Below are 16,797 nucleotides of genomic sequence, written 5' to 3' on the forward strand. Positions count from 1 at the left end.
AGCGGGGACCGCCGCGGGGCTCCGCCTGCGGCGGCGCGCCATGGCCGGCGGACTCGTGGTCAGCCGTGGGCGTGTGCCTCGATGACGGCCGTCAGCGCGGCCAGAGCCCCGGCGACCTTGTCGAGGCCGCCGTGCGGGGCGCCGCCGGGCTCGTGCATGTAGACATCCCGCCGGATCTCGACCATCAGCGCGGACACCCCGGGCGTTGCCCGGTAGTGCTTCAACGGCACATAGGTGCCGGAGAACGGCGAGTCCAGCCCGACGTCACCGTAGCCGGCGAAGGCCTCGAGCGCCGCGGCCGTCAGCCACGGCGGGGTGTGGAAGGCATCGGTGCCCAGGCACACCGCGTGCCGGGGCCCGTCGCCGTGCAGCTCGTAGGGCAGCGGCGCGCTCGGGTAGGAGTGCACGTCGATGACGACGGCCCGGCCCGCGGCATCCAGCCGGTCCTGCACGGCGGCGGTCATCGCCGCGGCATAGGGGTGGAACCAGGTGTTCAGCAGCGCGTGTTCGTGCGCGGGGTCGTCCTCGCGCAGCGGCGTCAGACCCGACGTGCGGGTGTAGACGGCGCCCATGCCGACGGCGCGCATCTCCTCGCGTTCGTCCGGGAACCGTTCGGGGTCGACGACCAGCCGGGACAGCGTGTTGACGAAGCGCCAGGCGCCCGTCCCGGCGGCGGCCCGTTCGGCCAGGAGTGCGGTGTGGGAGTCCGTCATGCGGTCGAGCTCCGCGTCGAGTCGGGCGTCGTCCAGCAGGATCCGCTCGCGGACCCGGGCCGGCACCGCCCGTGCGCTGTGCGGCACGTGCAGCAGGACCGGCGAGCCGGGCGCCCCCTCTTCCAGGCGGAAGGGGGCCGCATCGTCCCCGCCGTATGTGTCCGTGCCGTATGTGTCCATGGTGACGTCCCCCTCTTCCCGGACCGGCCGTGCCCGCTGCGCGGCCGTCAGAACAACGGCTCGGGCAGGACGCCCTCCCTTGCCAGCAACGAGCGCTTGATGTCCAGCATCCGCAGGCCGCCGCCGAAGCCGCCGATCCCGCCGTCGCTCTCCAGCACGCGGTGGCAGGGCACGACGACCGGCAACGGGTTGGAGCCCATGGCGACCCCGACCGCCCGGGCCGCGCCTGGCTCCCCGACGCGGTTGGCCAGGTCCTGGTAGCCGACGACGCTGCCGAACGGCACGCCCCCCGCCAGTTCGCGCAGCACCCTGCGGTTGAAGCCGGCGCTCAGCGACCAGTCCAGTTCGAGGGTGAACGCCCGCAGGGTGCCCCCGAAGTACGCGTCGACCTGCTCCACCGCCTCGCGCAGCCTGTCGCCCGCAGGGCCGTCCGGCAGGTGTTCGGGCGTGGCCCCGAGCCGGGAGGCGAGGCGCTCGAGGGCGGCGGCGGTGGTCGCCTCGTCGGCCCGGAAGGCGACGTGGACCAGGCCCTTCTCGGTGGCGGCCAGCAGCAGCGGACCGACCGCGGTGTCCGCCACCGTCCAGGCCACCGCGAGGGTCGAGGTCTCGGGATTCGTCACGTCCACCAGCCTATGCGGGGGCACCGACAACGGGCCGGGGCGGCGGTGCACCCGCCGCCGGCACCACCGCGCCGGCAACACCGCGCAGCAGGGCCACTCGTGAGGGTGGCGGTTCTCGACAGCTGTGTCACAGGAGGTAGTCAGGTGGCCACGGTGGGGGATGGGGCTCGTATGACGCGTAACGACTACTCCGCGGCTCTCCGCAAACTCGCCCGTGAGCAGGACCGGGTGGCCACCGTCGCCCAGCTCGCCGAAGCCGGTGTGCCGCAGCGCCTGGTGCGCGAGCGCTGCCGTCCCGGGGGCAGGTGGCAGCGGCCGCTGCCCCGGGTCGCGGTGCTGCACTCCGGCCCGCTCAGCGCCGCCCAGCGGTGCCGGGCGGCCCTGGCGTTCGCCGGGTACCCGCTGACCCGGGCCATGATCACCGGGGCCACGGCACTGCGGCTGCACGGCGTCGCCGCCGCCGCGCTCCCGCCGGGTCTGCCGGTGGTGGACGTCCTTGTGCCCAGTGACCGGCGCATCCGCACCCACACCTGGGTGCGGGTCCACCATGCGCGGGACCTGCCGGCACCCGATCTGGTGGACGGCGTGCCCCTGGCCCCGGTGGTACGGGCGGCCGCCGACGGACTGCGGGAGTCCATCGATCCCGAGTGGGCCCGCGACGTCGTACAGGAGTTGGTCGTGGTGATGGGCGTGCCCGCCGGCATAGTCGCAGCCGAACTGGGCGGGGCGGTGCTCGGCCGCCGCCCGGCCGTGGCCGCCCTTCTGGAGTCCCTCGCGGCCGAGTCCCGGCCGCCCGTCGCCGGGCCCCTGGCGCGCGCCCTGGTGGCCAGGTCCGGTCTGCGGCAGCCGCTGTGGCGTCCCACGCTCCACCTCGACGGCGCCTTCCTCGGCTCCCCGGACGCCTATTGGGCGCGCGACGGGCTCGTGCTCGACCTCGGCCCCGGCGGCGGGCGCGCCCGGTGGGAGGCGCTGGGCCTGCGGGTGCTGCGCGTCGCCCCTGCCGCGCTCGCCCGCGCCCCGGGCGAGGTGGTCGCCGCCCTGCGCGCCGCGCTGGAGGGTGGCCCGTACGGGCCGCTGGAACGGATCACGGCGCTGCCGGGGGTGATCTGAGGCTGCCGGGGTGACGCGTGGGTTTCCGCGCGATGAAGTCCCGGAGAGCTGGCCGCGCGGACATCGTCCGTGACCTACCGTGTGTGCCGCGCGGGGGTGGACGGACGGGGGCCAACGGGCAAGGGGAGGGTGCCGTGGGCGGCACGTACGGAATGGTCAACGGGTTCACCTATGGGTGGGCCACACCGGTGGCGGGCTACTTAATGGCCTGCTTGGGCGCCGGACTCGGGCTGCGCTGCATCACGCGCGCACTGGCGATGCACCCCTCACGGCGGGCCGGCTGGCTCGCGCTCGGCGCCACCGCCATCGGCTCCGGCATCTGGACCATGCACTTCATCGCGATGATGGGCTTCACCATCGGCGGGGTGCCCGTCTCCTACGACTTGGTGACGACTTTCGCAAGCCTGCTGGTGGCCGTGCTCGTCGTCGGCGTCGGGGTCTTCGCCGTCGGCTTCCTGGGCCGCTCCGTGCCGGCTGTCCTGGCCGGTGGCGTCGTCATGGGCCTCGGGATCGCCGGCATGCACTACTTGGGCATGCGGGGCATGCGGCTCCACGCCGCACTGGAGTACTCCACGCCGACCGTGGCCCTGGCCGTCGGGGTCGCGGTGCTGGCCGCGACGATCGCCCTGTGGTGCGCGGTGGCGATCCGCGGCCTGGCCGGGGGCCTGGTCGCGAGCCTGATCCTGGGCCTCGCCATGACCTGCATGCACTACATCGGCATGGCGTCGGTGACGGTGCACCTGCTCAACGGCGCCCGGGAGGGCACGCGTGGCGCCGGTCCCGCCGCGCTCGCTCCGGTTCTGATCGGGCCCGTGGTGTTCCTCCTGCTCGCGGGTGTGGTCGTGGCGCTGGACCCGCTCGCCCCCGAGCCCTATACGCCCGACCGGTCCAGCGGTGAGCAACCCGGCCGCTCGGCCCCCGCCTCACGCGCCGCCCACGCTTCCGGGGTGCGCGAACGCCCGCGCGAACGCCATTGAGCCCTGCCCGACACCACTGCAGCGGTTGGAAACCGCCTCCATAGTGCCGCCGCCGGCCGCGACCGCACACCCGCGGTCGCGGTCGGCGGACCACATCGACAGTCCGCCCAGTCCCTTCCTCCGTGCGAAGGCCGCCAGTTGGGCGGCGTCCTGGAGGGTGAAGATCTCGCCCTCGATGTCGTTGACGCCGATCATCGGGGTCACCTCCAGTGCCCGCCAGGCGTCGGCGTCCGACAGGCCCAGCAGGGACTTGACGCGCGCCTGGGCGGCGGTGGCGGCGCGGGTCGCGTACGTGCCCATGTCGCCGGTGTACGCGGGTCCGTAGTCCATCGCCATGATGTTGACGGCGCCGACGTCCACGCCCTCGCGTGCGGCCGCGGCCACCACCGCATCGGCGCCTTCCGTGAGACCCGACGGCATGGCGGGCAGCGTGAAGGAGACGGTGAGGGACCGGCCGGCGGCCTTCGCCTCCCGCTGCAACCGGGCCACGGCGCGCGCCCGGCGCGCGGTGGCGGACGGATCGGACAGGGCGGCGCCCTCGATGTCGAAGTCCACCCGGGTCAGGTCGTAACGGTCGATCACCGAGGCGTAGGCGGCCGCCAGTTCGTCGGTGCTGCCGCAGGCGCTCGCCAGTTCCGTGCCGTCCGCGCCACCGAAGGACACCCGCAGGGTGCCGCCCGCGGCGCGCAGGGCGGCGACGCGGGCCGCCAGGGGGCCGTGGTCGATCCCGTCGCGGCCGTCCCAGGCGGGCGTGCATCCGCCGCGCGCGGTGACGAAGCCGAGCGTGAAGCCGTCCACGCCGCTGTGCCGGACGGCCGCCGCCATGTTGTAGACCGAGGTCTGCGACGCGTCCACGTACGGCAGGAAGGTCACGTGCGTCGCCTTGCGGAGTGACGCCGCGTCCCCGGTTCCCTCCGGCGCCGTCCCGCTGAGGAGGTGTGCGGCCCCGGCGGCCGTGCCGGCCGCCACGAGGCCGGCGATCAGAACTGTCGTACGGCGCTTCATGCCGGAGAGGCTATCGGCGACGGGCAATTCCTTCGGGCCTTTCCGGGGGCGTGCGCGAAATTCCCGAACCTCCTCTCTCTGATCGCTTTCGAATGATTCTGATAACTCGTCTCCGGAAATTGAGGGGCGGATCTCGGACCGGGTATTCCCGCGCACCGCGCGCACGCGTCCCGGCCGGGTCGCCCCACCCCAGCCCGGGGGCAGGACCGGCGCCCCGGGCCCGGTTGTCAGTGGGGGGTCGTACCGTTGTCCCATGCGGCCCGTATCAGACATCGAACGCAGTGTGGCGCCCTTCGAGGTCGTCAGCCCCTTCCAGCCCAGCGGCGACCAGCCGGCGGCCATCGACGACCTCGAGCGGCGCATCCGCGCCGGTGAGAACGGTGTCGTCCTGCTCGGCGCCACCGGCACCGGAAAGTCGGCCACCACCGCCTGGACGATCGAGCGGCTGCAGCGTCCGACCCTGGTCATGGCGCCCAACAAGACCCTGGCCGCGCAGCTCGCGAACGAATTCCGCGAACTGCTCCCGAACAATGCGGTCGAGTACTTCGTGTCGTACTACGACTACTACCAGCCCGAGGCGTACGTCCCGCAGACGGACACCTACATCGAGAAGGACTCCTCCATCAACGAGGAGGTCGAGCGGCTGCGCCACTCCGCCACCAATTCCCTGCTGACCCGCAGGGACGTGATCGTGGTCGCCTCGGTGTCCTGCATCTACGGCCTCGGCACGCCCCAGGAGTACATCGACCGCATGGTCCGTCTCAAGGTGGGCCAGGAGATCGACCGCGACGCGCTGCTGCGCAGGTTCGTCGACATCCAGTACGCGCGCAACGACGTGGCGTTCACCCGCGGCACCTTCCGCGTGCGCGGCGACACCATCGAGATCTTCCCGGTCTACGAGGAGCTCGCCGTCCGCATCGAGATGTTCGGCGACGAGATCGAGGCCCTGTACACCCTGCACCCGCTCACCGGCGAGATCATCACCGAGGACGAGCAGATGTACGTCTTCCCCGCCACCCACTACGTCGCCGGCCCCGAGCGCATGGAGCGCGCCATCGCCGGCATCGAGAAGGAACTCGGCGAGCAGCTGGCGGTCATGGAGAGGCAGGGCAAGCTGCTGGAAGCCCAGCGGCTGCGGATGCGCACCACGTACGACATCGAGATGATGCGGCAGATCGGCACCTGCTCCGGCATCGAGAACTACTCGCGGCACATCGACGGCCGCGAGACGGGTTCGGCCCCCGACACCCTCATCGACTACTTTCCCGAGGACTTCCTCCTCGTCATCGACGAGTCGCACGTCACCGTGCCGCAGATCGGCGCCATGTACGAGGGCGACGCCTCCCGCAAGCGCACCCTGGTCGACCACGGCTTCCGGCTGCCCTCCGCGCTCGACAACCGCCCGCTGAAGTGGGAGGAGTTCCTGGGACGCGTCGGCCAGACCGTCTATCTGTCGGCCACCCCGGGCCCGTACGAGCTGTCCCGCGGCGACGGCGTCGTCGAGCAGATCATCCGCCCGACGGGTCTGGTCGACCCCGAGGTGATCGTCAAGCCCACCAAGGGGCAGATCGACGACCTGGTGCACGAGATCCGGGTGCGCGCCGAGCGCGACGAGCGCGTCCTGGTCACCACCCTCACCAAGAAGATGTCCGAGGACCTCACCGACTACATGCTGGAACTCGGCATCCAGGTGAGGTATCTGCACAGCGACATCGACACCCTGCGCCGTGTGGAGCTCCTGCGCGAGCTGCGTGCGGGCGAGTACGACGTCCTGGTGGGCATCAACCTGCTCCGCGAGGGCCTGGACCTGCCCGAGGTCTCACTGGTGGCGATCCTCGACGCGGACAAGGAGGGCTTCCTGCGGTCGGGCACCTCGCTGATCCAGACCATCGGCCGCGCGGCCCGCAATGTCTCCGGCCAGGTGCACATGTACGCCGACAGGATCACCCCGGCCATGGAGAAGGCCATCGACGAGACCAACCGTCGGCGGGCCAAGCAGATCGCGTACAACGAGGAGCGGGGCATCGACCCGCAGCCGCTGCGCAAGAAGATCGCCGGCATCATGGACTCCTTCGCCCGCGAGGACGCCGACACCGAGGAGCTGCTGGGCTCCGGCCGCCAGCGCTCGCGCGGCAAGGCGCCCGTTCCCGGGCTGTCGGGCAAGGCCGGTGGCAAGCGCGCCGACAAGAGCCTGCCGGCCGCCGAACTGGCCGAGCTCATCGGCGAGCTGACCGATCGGATGCACACGGCCGCGGCAGACCTGCAGTTCGAGGTCGCGGCCCGACTGCGCGACGAGGTGGGCGAGTTGAAGAAGGAGCTGCGGCAGATGCGGGAGGCGGGTGTGGCCTGACACCTTTCCCCGTCGCGCGCCGCGGTTGCCGAACCGCGGTGCGCCGGGCGCGCGTCTACCCATAGGGTGCGGAGCAACCGCACGTCGGCAAACTGGGTGAGAGGGGACAGCGCGTGACGGTCAACATGACCAAGGGTCAGAAGATCAGCCTGCAGAAGACGGACGGGGGGACCCTCACGTCGGTGCGCATGGGGCTCGGCTGGCAGGCGGCCCCGCGTCGTGGCCTGTTCGGCTCCCGTACCCGGGAGGTCGATCTCGACGCCTCCGCCGTGCTCTTCGCCGACAAGCAGCCCGTGGACGTGGTGTTCTTCCGGCACCTCGTCAGCGACGACGGCTCGGTCCGGCACACCGGCGACAACCTGGTCGGCGGAGCCGGCCAGGGAGGCGACGACGAGTCCATCCTGGTCGACCTGGCGCGGGTGCCCGTGCACGTCGACCAGATCATCTTCACGGTCAACTCCTTCACCGGGCAGACCTTCCAAGAGGTGCAGAACGCCTTCTGCCGGCTGGTCGACGAGACCAACGGGCAGGAGCTGGCCCGCTACACCCTCACCGGGGGTGGCGCCTACACCGCGCAGATCATGGCGAAGGTGCAGCGCAACGGCGCGGCCTGGTCGATGACCGCCATCGGCACCCCGGCCAACGGCCGCACTTTCCAGGACCTCATCCCGGCGATCCTGCCGGCGCTCTAGACAGGCAGGGCAGGCGCAAGGGGGGCACGGGCATGACCGCCGAACTGGTCCACGGACAGAACCATCCGCTCCCCGGCACCCGGGTCGAGATCCGGGTGTCGGCGGGCACGGCGGTGGTGCCCGGCGCCACCCTGGGCGACGGGCAGGGCAGGGTGAGCGGGCCCGGGGCGGTCGCCCTCCCCGGCTCCGGCGGCCTGCCCGGCATCGAGGTGCCGTCCGGCCCGGGCCCCGAGCACCGGCTCACCGCCGACCTGGACGCGGTCCCGGCGGCCGTGGAGCGGGTGCACATCCTGCTCGCGCTGCCCGCCGCCCCGGGTGCGCCCACCCGGTTCGGGGCCTGCGCCGCGCCCCATCTCGCACTCTTCGCCCCCGGCGGCTCCGAGATCGCGAGCTTCACCGTCACCGGGCTCGGCAACGAGTCCGCCATCGTCGCTCTGGAGCTGTACCGCCGCCAGGGCGCCTGGAAAGTGCGCGCTTTGGGCCAGGGCTATGCGGGCGGGCTCCCCGAACTCCTCCGCGACCAGGGGCTCACCGCGACCGACGCGGACCGTCTGGCCGCCGCGCCGACGCCGAAGACCGCACCGGCGGCCCGGGAGGCGGCCGGCGGCGCGCCGCCGGTGCCGTCGCAGCCCCGGGACCGCGTCCCGCCCCGGGACCGGCCCCGGCCGGACGGCGCCGCCCGGCACGCCGCCGCGGACACGGCGACGCCTCCGGTGGCCCCTCCCGCCGGCACGGCGCCCCCGGCACCCGTCGCGGGCGACGCCGCCGGCTGGACGATGGAGGAGCGCCTGTACAACCAGGTCTGGGGCATGTTCGAGGACCTGTCCCGTGCCATCGCCGCGTACCGCAGCGCCGTCGACTTCGCCGAGACCCGCCTCGACCAGGAGCTCGACTCCGTCCTCGCGGATCCGCGCACCCGTGTCGGCCCCGCCGCCGAGGCCGCCCGCGACCAGGCCCGGGCCCGCCAGGCCGAGCTCGTCGACCGGGCCCGCGCCGTCCTGGACAGGGACACGGCGCAGCTGGCCGCCGAACGCGACGTGGTCGAGCCCGCCCTGCCGCCGCCCTTCGCGGGCTGGGACAGCCCGGCGTGGCACGGCTGGACGGCGCCCGCCGAGCCCCCCATGGCGGTGCGGCTCGGCGACCTCCATCTGCCCGAGCAACCCGAGCTGCGCATCCCGATGCTGGTACGGCTCCCCCTGGAGCGGGGACTGTGGGTCGACAGCGCGCAGGAGCGCCGCAGGGCCGTGGACGTGGCGGTCACCCTCGCCGCGCGGCTGCTGGCCTCCTATCCGGCGGGGGAGTTCGCCGTCCACGTGGTGGACCCGGCCGGATCGGCCGCCGGGGCGCTGGGCCCCTTCACCGACTCCGGCGCGCTGCGCGAACGGGCCGCCACGGGGGCCGCCGGGGTGGCCGCGCTGCTCGCCCGGCTGACGCAGCGCGTCGACATGGTGCAGATGGCACTGGACGCGGGCGGCCCGGTGCAGCTGCCGGCCGGCCTCGACCCGGCCCGGCAGCTCCTGGTCGTCAATGACTTCCCGTACGGCTTCGACGACCGGACCATCAGCCAGCTGCGCTACCTGGCCGACGAGGGCCCCCAGGTCGGCGTCCACCTCCTGATGGTCGCCGACCGTGAGGACGCCCGGGAGTACGGCCCCGTGCTGGATCCCCTGTGGCGCTCACTGCTGCGGCTGACCCCGCTGCCCGACGACCATCTGGCCGACCCGTGGGTCGGCCACGCCTGGACGTACGAACCTCTGCTGGCCCCGCCCGGCAGCCAGGTGGTGCCGAGGGTCCTGCGCCAGGTCGCTGCGGCTCGGCAGACCTACGACCGGGGCCGCCGTTGAGCGGGCGGCCGGCTGCCCGCTCAACGGTCACCAGCGGCGCTCCCCCGCACCCAGCTGATTGACCATCACTTTACCATCTTTACCTTTCCTTGGGGTTTCATGTACTGTTCTTTACGCGGAGGGGAGTACTCCTGACGCGGTGCACCCGTCAACACGGGAAAGAACAGCCCCGGGGCACCGGCCCGAGCGCGAGGCGCCCGGGTGGAAGAGACCTCCGGCAGCGATCACGCTGACAATTGCCAGCCCATCTGCCGGAGGCATCGCATGGATGTGTCCTTGAACCTCTGGGTGCTGACCATCGCCGGTCTCAGCGCCCTCATCGCCATCGATTTCTTCATCGGGCGCAAGCCCCATGACGTGTCGATCAAGGAGGCGGGGATCTGGACCGTCGTCTGGATCACCCTGGCCGCGCTCTTCGGTCTCGGCCTTGCGCTCTTCGCCGGGGGACAGCCCGCGGGCGAGTTCTTCGCCGGCTTCATCACCGAGAAGTCGCTGAGCGTCGACAACCTCTTCGTCTTCGTCCTGATCATGGCGAAGTTCTCGGTGCCCACCCAATACCAGCAGCGCGTCCTGCTGGTCGGCGTGCTGATCGCGCTGGTGCTGCGTGCGGGCTTCATCGCCGCAGGCGCGGCGATCATCGCCAACTTCGCCTGGATCTTCTACCTCTTCGGCGCCTTCCTCATCTGGACCGCCTGGAAGCTGATCCAGGAGGCCCGCGCCGGGGAGCAGGACGATGAGTTCGAGGAGAACCGGCTGCTCAAGGCCGCCGAACGCCGCTTCGGTGTCGCCGACCGCTACCACGGCACCAAGCTGTTCATCCAGAAGAACGGCAAGCGGATCATGACCCCGATGCTCGTGGTCATGCTGGCGATCGGCACCACCGACGTCCTGTTCGCGCTGGACTCCATCCCCGCGATCTTCGGCCTCACCCAGGACCCGTACATCGTCTTCACCGCGAACGCGTTCGCGCTGATGGGCCTTCGGCAGCTGTACTTCCTCATCGGCGGCCTGCTGAGGAAGCTGGTGCACCTGTCCTACGGCCTGTCGGTCATCCTCGGCTTCATCGGCGTGAAGCTGGTGCTGCACGCGCTGCACGAGTCGGGTGTCCATGTGCCCGAGATCAGCATCCCGTTCTCCCTCGGCTTCATCGTCGTGGTCCTCGCCGTCACCACGGTGACGAGCCTGAAGGCGTCCAGGAAACAGGCGGCGCTGGAGGAGCGGACCCGCAGCGACGAGGAGCGGCACGTCGACGCCTGACCCGCCTCCGGGGTGCCGGCGCCGGGAGATCTCAGCCCGTGCGGGGTGTGTGGCCGACGGCCGCGCGCCCCGCAGTCCCGTCCGGGTCCGCCGGCGTCGTCGCGGCCGTGCGGCGCGGGTCCGGCAGCGCGGCGAAGCAGGCCGCGCTGAGCAGCGCGACCGCCGCGACGTAGACCGCCACCGCCCAGGGCGGGCCGGCACCCTCCCCCGACAGCCGGGTCGCCGCGATCGGGGTGAGGGCGCCGCCCAGGATCCCGCCGAGGTTGTAGCCGAGCGAGGCGCCGGTGCAGCGCACCCGCGGCGGGTAGAGCTCGGGCAGGTACGCCCCCAGCACCGCGAAGACCGTGATGAAGGCCAGCAACTGCGCCACGGACCCCAAGGCGAGCGCCGTCGGCGAGCCGGTGCCCAGCAACCAGATGTACGGGAAGATCACCAGTCCCATCGCGGCCGTCCCGGCGAGCGCCAGCGGCCGCCGCCCGCAGAGGTCCCCGAGCAGCCCCACCCAGGGAGTCGCCGCGCCCTTGACCACGACGGCCGCCAGCACGCAGCCGAGCACCATGGTGCGGTCCATGCCGAGCCGTTCGGTGGCGTAGGACAGCGACCACGTGGTCACCGTGTAGAAGACGGCGTAGCCGCAGGCCATCGCACCCGCCGTGAGCAGCAGCAGCCGCCAGTGGCCGCGCAGCAGTTCCACCAGCGGCACCCGGGACAGCTCGCCCCGCTCCGCGGCCCGGGCGAACTGCGGGGTCTCCGGCAGTGCGGCCCGCAGTGCCAGCCCGGCCAGCGCCAGCGCCCCGGCCGCCCAGAACGGCACGCGCCACCCCCAGGAGCGGAACGCGGCGTCGCTCAGCCCCGCCGACAGCACCAGCACGATCCCGTTCGCCAGCACGAAGCCCACGGCCGGGCCGGTCTGCGGCAGGCTCGCCCACAGTCCGCGCCGTCGCGCCGGCGCGTGCTCGGCGGCCAGCAGCACCGCCCCGCCCCACTCGCCGCCGAGCCCGAGCCCCTGCAGGAACCGCAGCGCCACCAGGATCACGGGCGCGGCCGCCCCGATCGCGTCGTAGGAGGGCACCAGGCCCACGGCGGTGGTAGCGGCACCGGTCAGCAGCAGGGAACCCATCAGCACCGGACGCCGTCCGAGGCGGTCGCCGATGTGGCCGAACAGCACCGAGCCGAGCGGCCGTGCCACGAAGCCCACGGCGAAGGTGCCGAACGCGGCGAGCGTCCCGGCGACGGGGGAGAAGGCGGGGAAGAACAGCGGGCCCAGGACGAGGGCGGCCGCCGTGCCGTAGGCGAAGAAGTCGTAGAACTCGATCGCGGTCCCGGCCGCCGAGGCCGCGGCGATCCGGGTCATGGAGACAGGAGTGCGCACGCCGGTCCAACGACCCGGGTGCGCGGGGGTGGCGCCGCCGAAGCGGTGGCGCCACCCCCGCGGGCGGTCACCAGCCGCGTTCGCGCCATTCGGCCAGGTGCGGCCGCTCGTCGCCGAGCGTGGTGTCCCGGCCGTGCCCGGGGTAGACCCAGGTCTCGTCGGGGAGGGTGTCGAAGAGCTTGGCCTTGACGCCCTCGAAGAGGCTCGTGAAGTGGCCGGGGTTGTCGTGGGTGTTGCCGACGCCGCCCGGGAACAGGCAGTCGCCGGTGAAGATGTGCGGATGGCCGTGCGGGTCGTCGTAGATCAGGACGATGGAGCCGGGGGTGTGGCCCACCAGGTGGCGGGCGGTGAGGGTGACCTGGCCGACGCCGATGGTGTCGCCGTCCTCGACGGGGACGTCGGTGCGGACCGGGATGCCCTCGGCGTCGTGCCGTCCCGCGTAGGTGCGGGCGCCGGTCGCGTCCACCACGGCCTGGAGGGCCTGCCAGTGGTCGCCGTGCCGGTGCGTGGTGACGACGGACGCGAGCCCGTCGCTGCCGGCCACCTCGATCAGCGTGTGCGCGTCGTTGGCCGCGTCGATGAGCAACTGCTCGTCCGTGGCGCGGCAGCGCAGCAGGTACGCGTTGTTGTCCATCGGGCCGACCGCGACCTTGGTGATGATGAGGTCCTTGAGTTCGTGCACGTCGGGGGCGCCGCCCACCCTGACCTCGCCGCTGTACGTCATGGCCTCAGCCTAGTGGCGGCAGCACGGGCAGGGGGACGTCCGGCTGAACGCTCAGGTCCTTGCCGTCGGAGCGGCCGGTGACCCAGCCGAGCAGGGCGTGCCGGGCTCCGCTGACCGTGAGGTCGGGCTCCAGCGCGGCGCCGATCACCCACTTCTCGCCGCTGTCGGTGTCGTGCAGGCGTACGGCGGCGACGCCCTCGTGGCCGGACAGGTCGTCGATGACGGCGGCGAGCTCGCGGACCGAGAAGGGCGTGGGGAGGTGCTGGCAGGTGTAGCCGATGCCGAGGTCGACGTGGTGGAAGTAGATCTCCATGAGGCGCGCGTAGGGGATCTCGGCGGCGGCGATCACGTGGCCGGAGCGCATGACCACCTGGGAGGCCCAGCACCGCGGCGGGGTCTCCTCGATCGCGGTCGCCAGCCGGGCGGCGGACCGGCGCAGGTCGTCCAGTTGTTCGGCGAGCGGGCGGCCGGAGCCGGCCTCGATGTCGCGGTCGCGGCTCTCACCGCTCGCGTACTGGGGGACCTCCTCGCCGGTGCGCGCCCAGATGAGCAGGTTGACCAGCGAGTCGGCGTTGCGGGACAGATGGGTCAGAACGTGGCCGCGGGTCCAGCCCGCGAGTCGGGACGGCTCGGCGACGCTCGTGGGCGCGAGCACGGACACGGCGTCGATCAGCCGTTCGGTGGCCTGGCGCAGCTCGGCCGCATCGTGCTCGGGGTCGGGTCGTTGGACAGACACGGGGCCTCCTGGTCGCACGTGGGTGCAGGACGGGTGCACGTGATCCACATCTTGCCGAAGACGCTAGCGCGGACACTCGATCGGGTGAAGATGGCGCACCAGCGCCTTAAATCGAATACGCGTGCTATAGGCTCGTTCTCGTCGCAACCGGAAGAAATCCCGTCGGCGCCCCGTTTAGGCTGTCTGGGGGCCGTTGCAGCTTGCCTCTTGTCTGTTCTATGAAAGGTACGCACTGGCGTGGCCGATCGACTCACTGTCCGTGGCGCTCGCGAGCACAACCTGAAGAACGTCTCGCTCGACCTCCCACGGGACTCCCTCATCGTCTTCACCGGCCTGTCCGGCTCGGGGAAGTCGTCCCTGGCGTTCGACACGATCTTCGCCGAGGGACAGCGCCGTTACGTGGAGTCGCTCTCCTCTTACGCCCGGCAGTTCCTGGGACAGATGGACAAGCCGGACGTCGACTTCATCGAGGGCCTGTCGCCGGCCGTCTCGATCGATCAGAAGTCGACCTCCCGCAACCCGCGCTCGACCGTCGGCACCATCACCGAGGTCTACGACTACCTGCGCCTGCTCTTCGCCCGCATCGGCAAGCCGCACTGCCCCGAGTGCGGCCGGCCGATCTCCCGGCAGTCGCCGCAGGCGATCGTCGACCGGGTGCTCGAGCTGGAGGAGGGCTCCCGCTTCCAGGTGCTCTCGCCGCTCGTCCGCGAGCGCAAGGGCGAGTTCGCCGACCTCTTCGCGGACCTGCAGACCAAGGGCTACAGCCGGGCACGGGTCGACGGCGCGACGGTCCAGCTGACCGAGCCGCCGAAGCTGAAGAAGCAGGAGAAGCACACCATCGAGGTGGTCGTGGACCGCCTCACCGTCAAGGAGAGCGCCAAGCGCCGGCTGACCGACTCGGTCGAGACCGCGCTCGGGCTGTCCGGCGGCATGGTCATCCTGGACTTCATCGACCTGCCCGAGGACGACCCGCAGCGCGAGCGGATGTTCTCCGAGCACCTCTACTGCCCGTACGACGACCTGTCCTTCGAGGAGATGGAGCCGCGCTCCTTCTCCTTCAACTCGCCGTTCGGCGCCTGCCCGGACTGCACCGGCATCGGCACCCGCATGGAGGTCGACCCCGAGCTGATCGTCCCCGACGAGGACAAGTCCCTCGACGAGGGCGCCATCGCCCCCTGGTCGCTCGGCCACACCCGGGACTACTTCCAGCGCCTGATCGGCGCGCTCGCCGACGAGCTCGGCTTCCGTACCGACATCCCGTGGGCCGGGCTGCCCCAGCGGGCGAAGAAGGCCCTGCTCAACGGGCACCGGACGCAGATCGAGGTGCGCTACCGCAACCGCTACGGACGGGAACGCGCGTACACCACCGCCTTCGAAGGGGCGATCCCCTTCGTCCGGCGGCGGCATTCGGAGTCCGAGAGCGACTCCAGCCGCGAGCGCTTCGAGGGCTACATGCGCGAGGTGCCCTGCCCGACCTGCCAGGGCACCCGGCTCAAGCCGATCGTGCTGGCCGTCACGGTGCAGGACAAGTCCATCGCCGACATCTCCGCGATGTCGATCAGCGACTGCGCGGAGTTCCTGCGCGGGATGAAGCTGAGCGCGCGCGAGAAGACCATCGCCGAGCGGGTACTGAAGGAGGTCAACGAGCGACTGCGCTTCCTGGTCGACGTCGGCCTGGACTACCTCTCGCTCAACCGCGCAGCGGGCACCCTGTCCGGCGGCGAGGCCCAGCGCATCCGGCTGGCCACGCAGATCGGCTCCGGCCTGGTCGGCGTGCTCTATGTGCTCGACGAGCCGTCGATCGGCCTGCACCAGCGGGACAACCACCGGCTCATCGAGACCCTGGTGCGGCTGCGCGACCTGGGCAACACCCTGATCGTGGTCGAGCACGACGAGGACACCATCAAGACCTCCGACTGGGTGGTCGACATCGGCCCCGGCGCCGGTGAGCACGGCGGCAAGGTGGTGCACAGCGGTTCCCTGGAGGAGCTGCTGCGCAACGAGGAGTCCCTGACCGGCCAGTATCTGGCCGGCAAGCGCCAGATCCCGATCCCGTCGATGCGGCGCCCGCTGGAGAGCGGCCGGCAGCTGACGGTGCGCGGCGCCAAGGAGAACAACCTGCGGGACATCGACGTGTCCTTCCCGCTGGGTGTCCTGACCGCGGTCACCGGTGTCTCCGGCTCGGGCAAGTCCACCCTCGTCAATGACATCCTCTACACCCACCTGGCGCGCGAACTGAACGGTGCCCGGGGCGTCCCGGGCCGGCACACCCGGGTCGACGGGGACGACCTCGTCGACAAGGTGGTCCATGTCGACCAGTCGCCGATCGGCCGCACGCCGCGCTCCAACCCGGCGACGTACACCGGTGTCTTCGACCACGTCCGCCGACTCTTCGCGGAGACGATGGAGGCGAAGGTGCGCGGCTATCTGCCGGGCCGCTTCTCCTTCAACGTCAAGGGCGGTCGCTGCGAGAACTGCTCCGGCGACGGCACGATCAAGATCGAGATGAACTTCCTCCCGGACGTCTACGTCCCGTGCGAGGTCTGCCACGGCGCCCGGTACAACCGGGAGACCCTGGAGGTCCACTACAAGGGCAAGTCCATCGCCGAGGTCCTGGACATGCCGATCTCCGAGGCGCTGGACTTCTTCGAGGCGGTGCCCACCATCGCGCGGCACCTGCGCACCCTGACCGAGGTCGGCCTGGGGTACGTGCGCCTGGGCCAGTCGGCGACGACGCTCTCCGGTGGCGAGGCGCAGCGCGTCAAGCTCGCCTCCGAATTGCAGAAGCGGTCCACCGGTCGCACGGTCTACGTCCTGGACGAGCCGACCACGGGTCTGCACTTCGAGGACATCAGCAAGCTGATCAAGGTGCTGTCCGGGCTGGTCGAGAAGGGCAACACCGTGATCGTCATCGAGCACAATCTCGATGTGATCAAGACCGCGGACTGGGTCATCGACATGGGCCCCGAAGGCGGCAGCGGCGGCGGACTGGTGATCGCGGAAGGCACGCCCGAGCAGGTCGCTGGGGTGGGGGCGAGCCACACCGGCAAGTTCCTGCGGGACATCCTGGGCTCCGAGCGGATCTCCGACGCCCCGCCCGTGCCCGCTGCCCGCAAGCGGACCAGTACCCGGAAGAAAGCGGCGGCCAAGGCCTGACGGGCTGCGGAGAGCTTCGGCACGTAAGGTCGGTCGGGTCCAAGGTCGACTTTTCCTCACG

At 71.7% G+C, this 16,797-nt stretch carries 13 protein-coding genes; 7 read left to right on the forward strand and 6 right to left on the reverse strand.

The window, feature by feature from the left end:
* Positions 1–59 precede the first annotated feature (59 nt).
* A complete protein-coding gene (locus tag RV983_RS27160) occupies positions 60–893 on the reverse strand; it encodes an N-formylglutamate amidohydrolase (RefSeq protein ID WP_475988344.1) in 834 nt (277 codons plus the stop codon).
* Positions 894–940: 47 nt separating this feature from the next.
* On the reverse strand, positions 941–1,513 hold the full coding sequence (locus RV983_RS27165) for a methylated-DNA--[protein]-cysteine S-methyltransferase (protein ID WP_475988345.1): 573 nt from the start codon (positions 1,511–1,513) through the stop codon (positions 941–943).
* A 171-nt stretch (positions 1,514–1,684) separates the two neighbouring features.
* Here RV983_RS27165 and RV983_RS27170 point away from each other — a divergent pair, with 171 nt between their 5' ends.
* A complete protein-coding gene (locus RV983_RS27170) occupies positions 1,685–2,623 on the forward strand; it encodes a hypothetical protein (protein WP_475988346.1) in 939 nt (312 codons plus the stop codon).
* Between the two features lie 134 nt (positions 2,624–2,757).
* Complete coding sequence (locus tag RV983_RS27175; protein ID WP_475988347.1) at positions 2,758–3,600, forward strand: MHYT domain-containing protein; 843 nt, start codon at positions 2,758–2,760, stop codon at positions 3,598–3,600.
* Here the strand turns inward: RV983_RS27175 and RV983_RS27180 are convergent.
* A complete protein-coding gene (locus RV983_RS27180; RefSeq protein ID WP_475988348.1) occupies positions 3,547–4,605 on the reverse strand; it encodes a chitinase in 1,059 nt (352 codons plus the stop codon). The two genes, RV983_RS27175 and RV983_RS27180, sit on opposite strands and share 54 nt — an antisense overlap.
* 253 nt (positions 4,606–4,858) lie before the next feature.
* Between RV983_RS27180 and uvrB the strand changes: the two genes are divergently transcribed.
* The 4 genes from uvrB (at position 4,859) to RV983_RS27200 (ending at position 10,748) form a co-directional block, all read left to right on the forward strand.
* Complete coding sequence (gene uvrB, locus RV983_RS27185; protein WP_475988349.1) at positions 4,859–6,955, forward strand: excinuclease ABC subunit UvrB; 2,097 nt, start codon at positions 4,859–4,861, stop codon at positions 6,953–6,955.
* A 113-nt stretch (positions 6,956–7,068) separates the two neighbouring features.
* Complete coding sequence (locus tag RV983_RS27190; protein WP_475988350.1) at positions 7,069–7,647, forward strand: TerD family protein; 579 nt, start codon at positions 7,069–7,071, stop codon at positions 7,645–7,647.
* 32 nt (positions 7,648–7,679) lie between these two features.
* Positions 7,680–9,491 carry a TerD family protein gene (locus RV983_RS27195; RefSeq protein WP_475988351.1) on the forward strand — a complete coding sequence of 604 codons (1,812 nt, stop codon included), beginning with the start codon at positions 7,680–7,682 and terminating at the stop codon, positions 9,489–9,491.
* 264 nt (positions 9,492–9,755) lie between these two features.
* Positions 9,756–10,748 (forward strand): TerC family protein, encoded by a 993-nt coding sequence (locus RV983_RS27200; RefSeq protein ID WP_475988352.1) that lies wholly within the window; start codon positions 9,756–9,758, stop codon positions 10,746–10,748.
* A gap of 31 nt (positions 10,749–10,779) precedes the next feature.
* Here the strand turns inward: RV983_RS27200 and RV983_RS27205 are convergent, their stop codons facing one another.
* The 3 genes from RV983_RS27205 to RV983_RS27215 form a co-directional block, all read right to left on the reverse strand.
* Positions 10,780–12,102 (reverse strand): MFS transporter, encoded by a 1,323-nt coding sequence (locus RV983_RS27205; RefSeq protein WP_475988353.1) that lies wholly within the window; start codon positions 12,100–12,102, stop codon positions 10,780–10,782.
* 85 nt (positions 12,103–12,187) lie between these two features.
* The gene (locus RV983_RS27210; RefSeq protein WP_475988354.1) at positions 12,188–12,844 is read right to left on the reverse strand and encodes an MBL fold metallo-hydrolase; all 657 of its coding nucleotides are present in this window, start codon (positions 12,842–12,844) and stop codon (positions 12,188–12,190) included.
* A 4-nt stretch (positions 12,845–12,848) separates the two neighbouring features.
* Positions 12,849–13,580, reverse strand: coding sequence for a maleylpyruvate isomerase family mycothiol-dependent enzyme (locus RV983_RS27215; RefSeq protein WP_475988355.1), 732 nt, complete (start codon positions 13,578–13,580; stop codon positions 12,849–12,851).
* A gap of 237 nt (positions 13,581–13,817) precedes the next feature.
* Here RV983_RS27215 and uvrA point away from each other — a divergent pair, with 237 nt between their 5' ends.
* A complete protein-coding gene (gene uvrA / locus RV983_RS27220) occupies positions 13,818–16,736 on the forward strand; it encodes an excinuclease ABC subunit UvrA (protein ID WP_475988356.1) in 2,919 nt (972 codons plus the stop codon).
* Positions 16,737–16,797 lie beyond the last annotated feature (61 nt).

Source organism: Streptomyces sp. RLA123 (assembly GCF_056270165.1).

Excerpts from the sequence above, each read along its gene's own strand:
- RV983_RS27160 (WP_475988344.1), bottom strand. The coding sequence starts at position 893 with ATGGACACATACGGCACGGACACATACGGCGGGGACGATGCGGCCCCC.
- RV983_RS27170 (WP_475988346.1), top strand. The coding sequence starts at position 1,685 with ATGACGCGTAACGACTACTCCGCGGCTCTCCGCAAACTCGCCCGTGAG.
- RV983_RS27180 (WP_475988348.1), bottom strand. The coding sequence starts at position 4,605 with ATGAAGCGCCGTACGACAGTTCTGATCGCCGGCCTCGTGGCGGCCGGC.
- uvrB (WP_475988349.1), top strand. The coding sequence starts at position 4,859 with ATGCGGCCCGTATCAGACATCGAACGCAGTGTGGCGCCCTTCGAGGTC.
- RV983_RS27195 (WP_475988351.1), top strand. The coding sequence starts at position 7,680 with ATGACCGCCGAACTGGTCCACGGACAGAACCATCCGCTCCCCGGCACC.
- RV983_RS27200 (WP_475988352.1), top strand. The coding sequence starts at position 9,756 with ATGGATGTGTCCTTGAACCTCTGGGTGCTGACCATCGCCGGTCTCAGC.
- RV983_RS27205 (WP_475988353.1), bottom strand. The coding sequence starts at position 12,102 with ATGACCCGGATCGCCGCGGCCTCGGCGGCCGGGACCGCGATCGAGTTC.
- RV983_RS27210 (WP_475988354.1), bottom strand. The coding sequence starts at position 12,844 with ATGACGTACAGCGGCGAGGTCAGGGTGGGCGGCGCCCCCGACGTGCAC.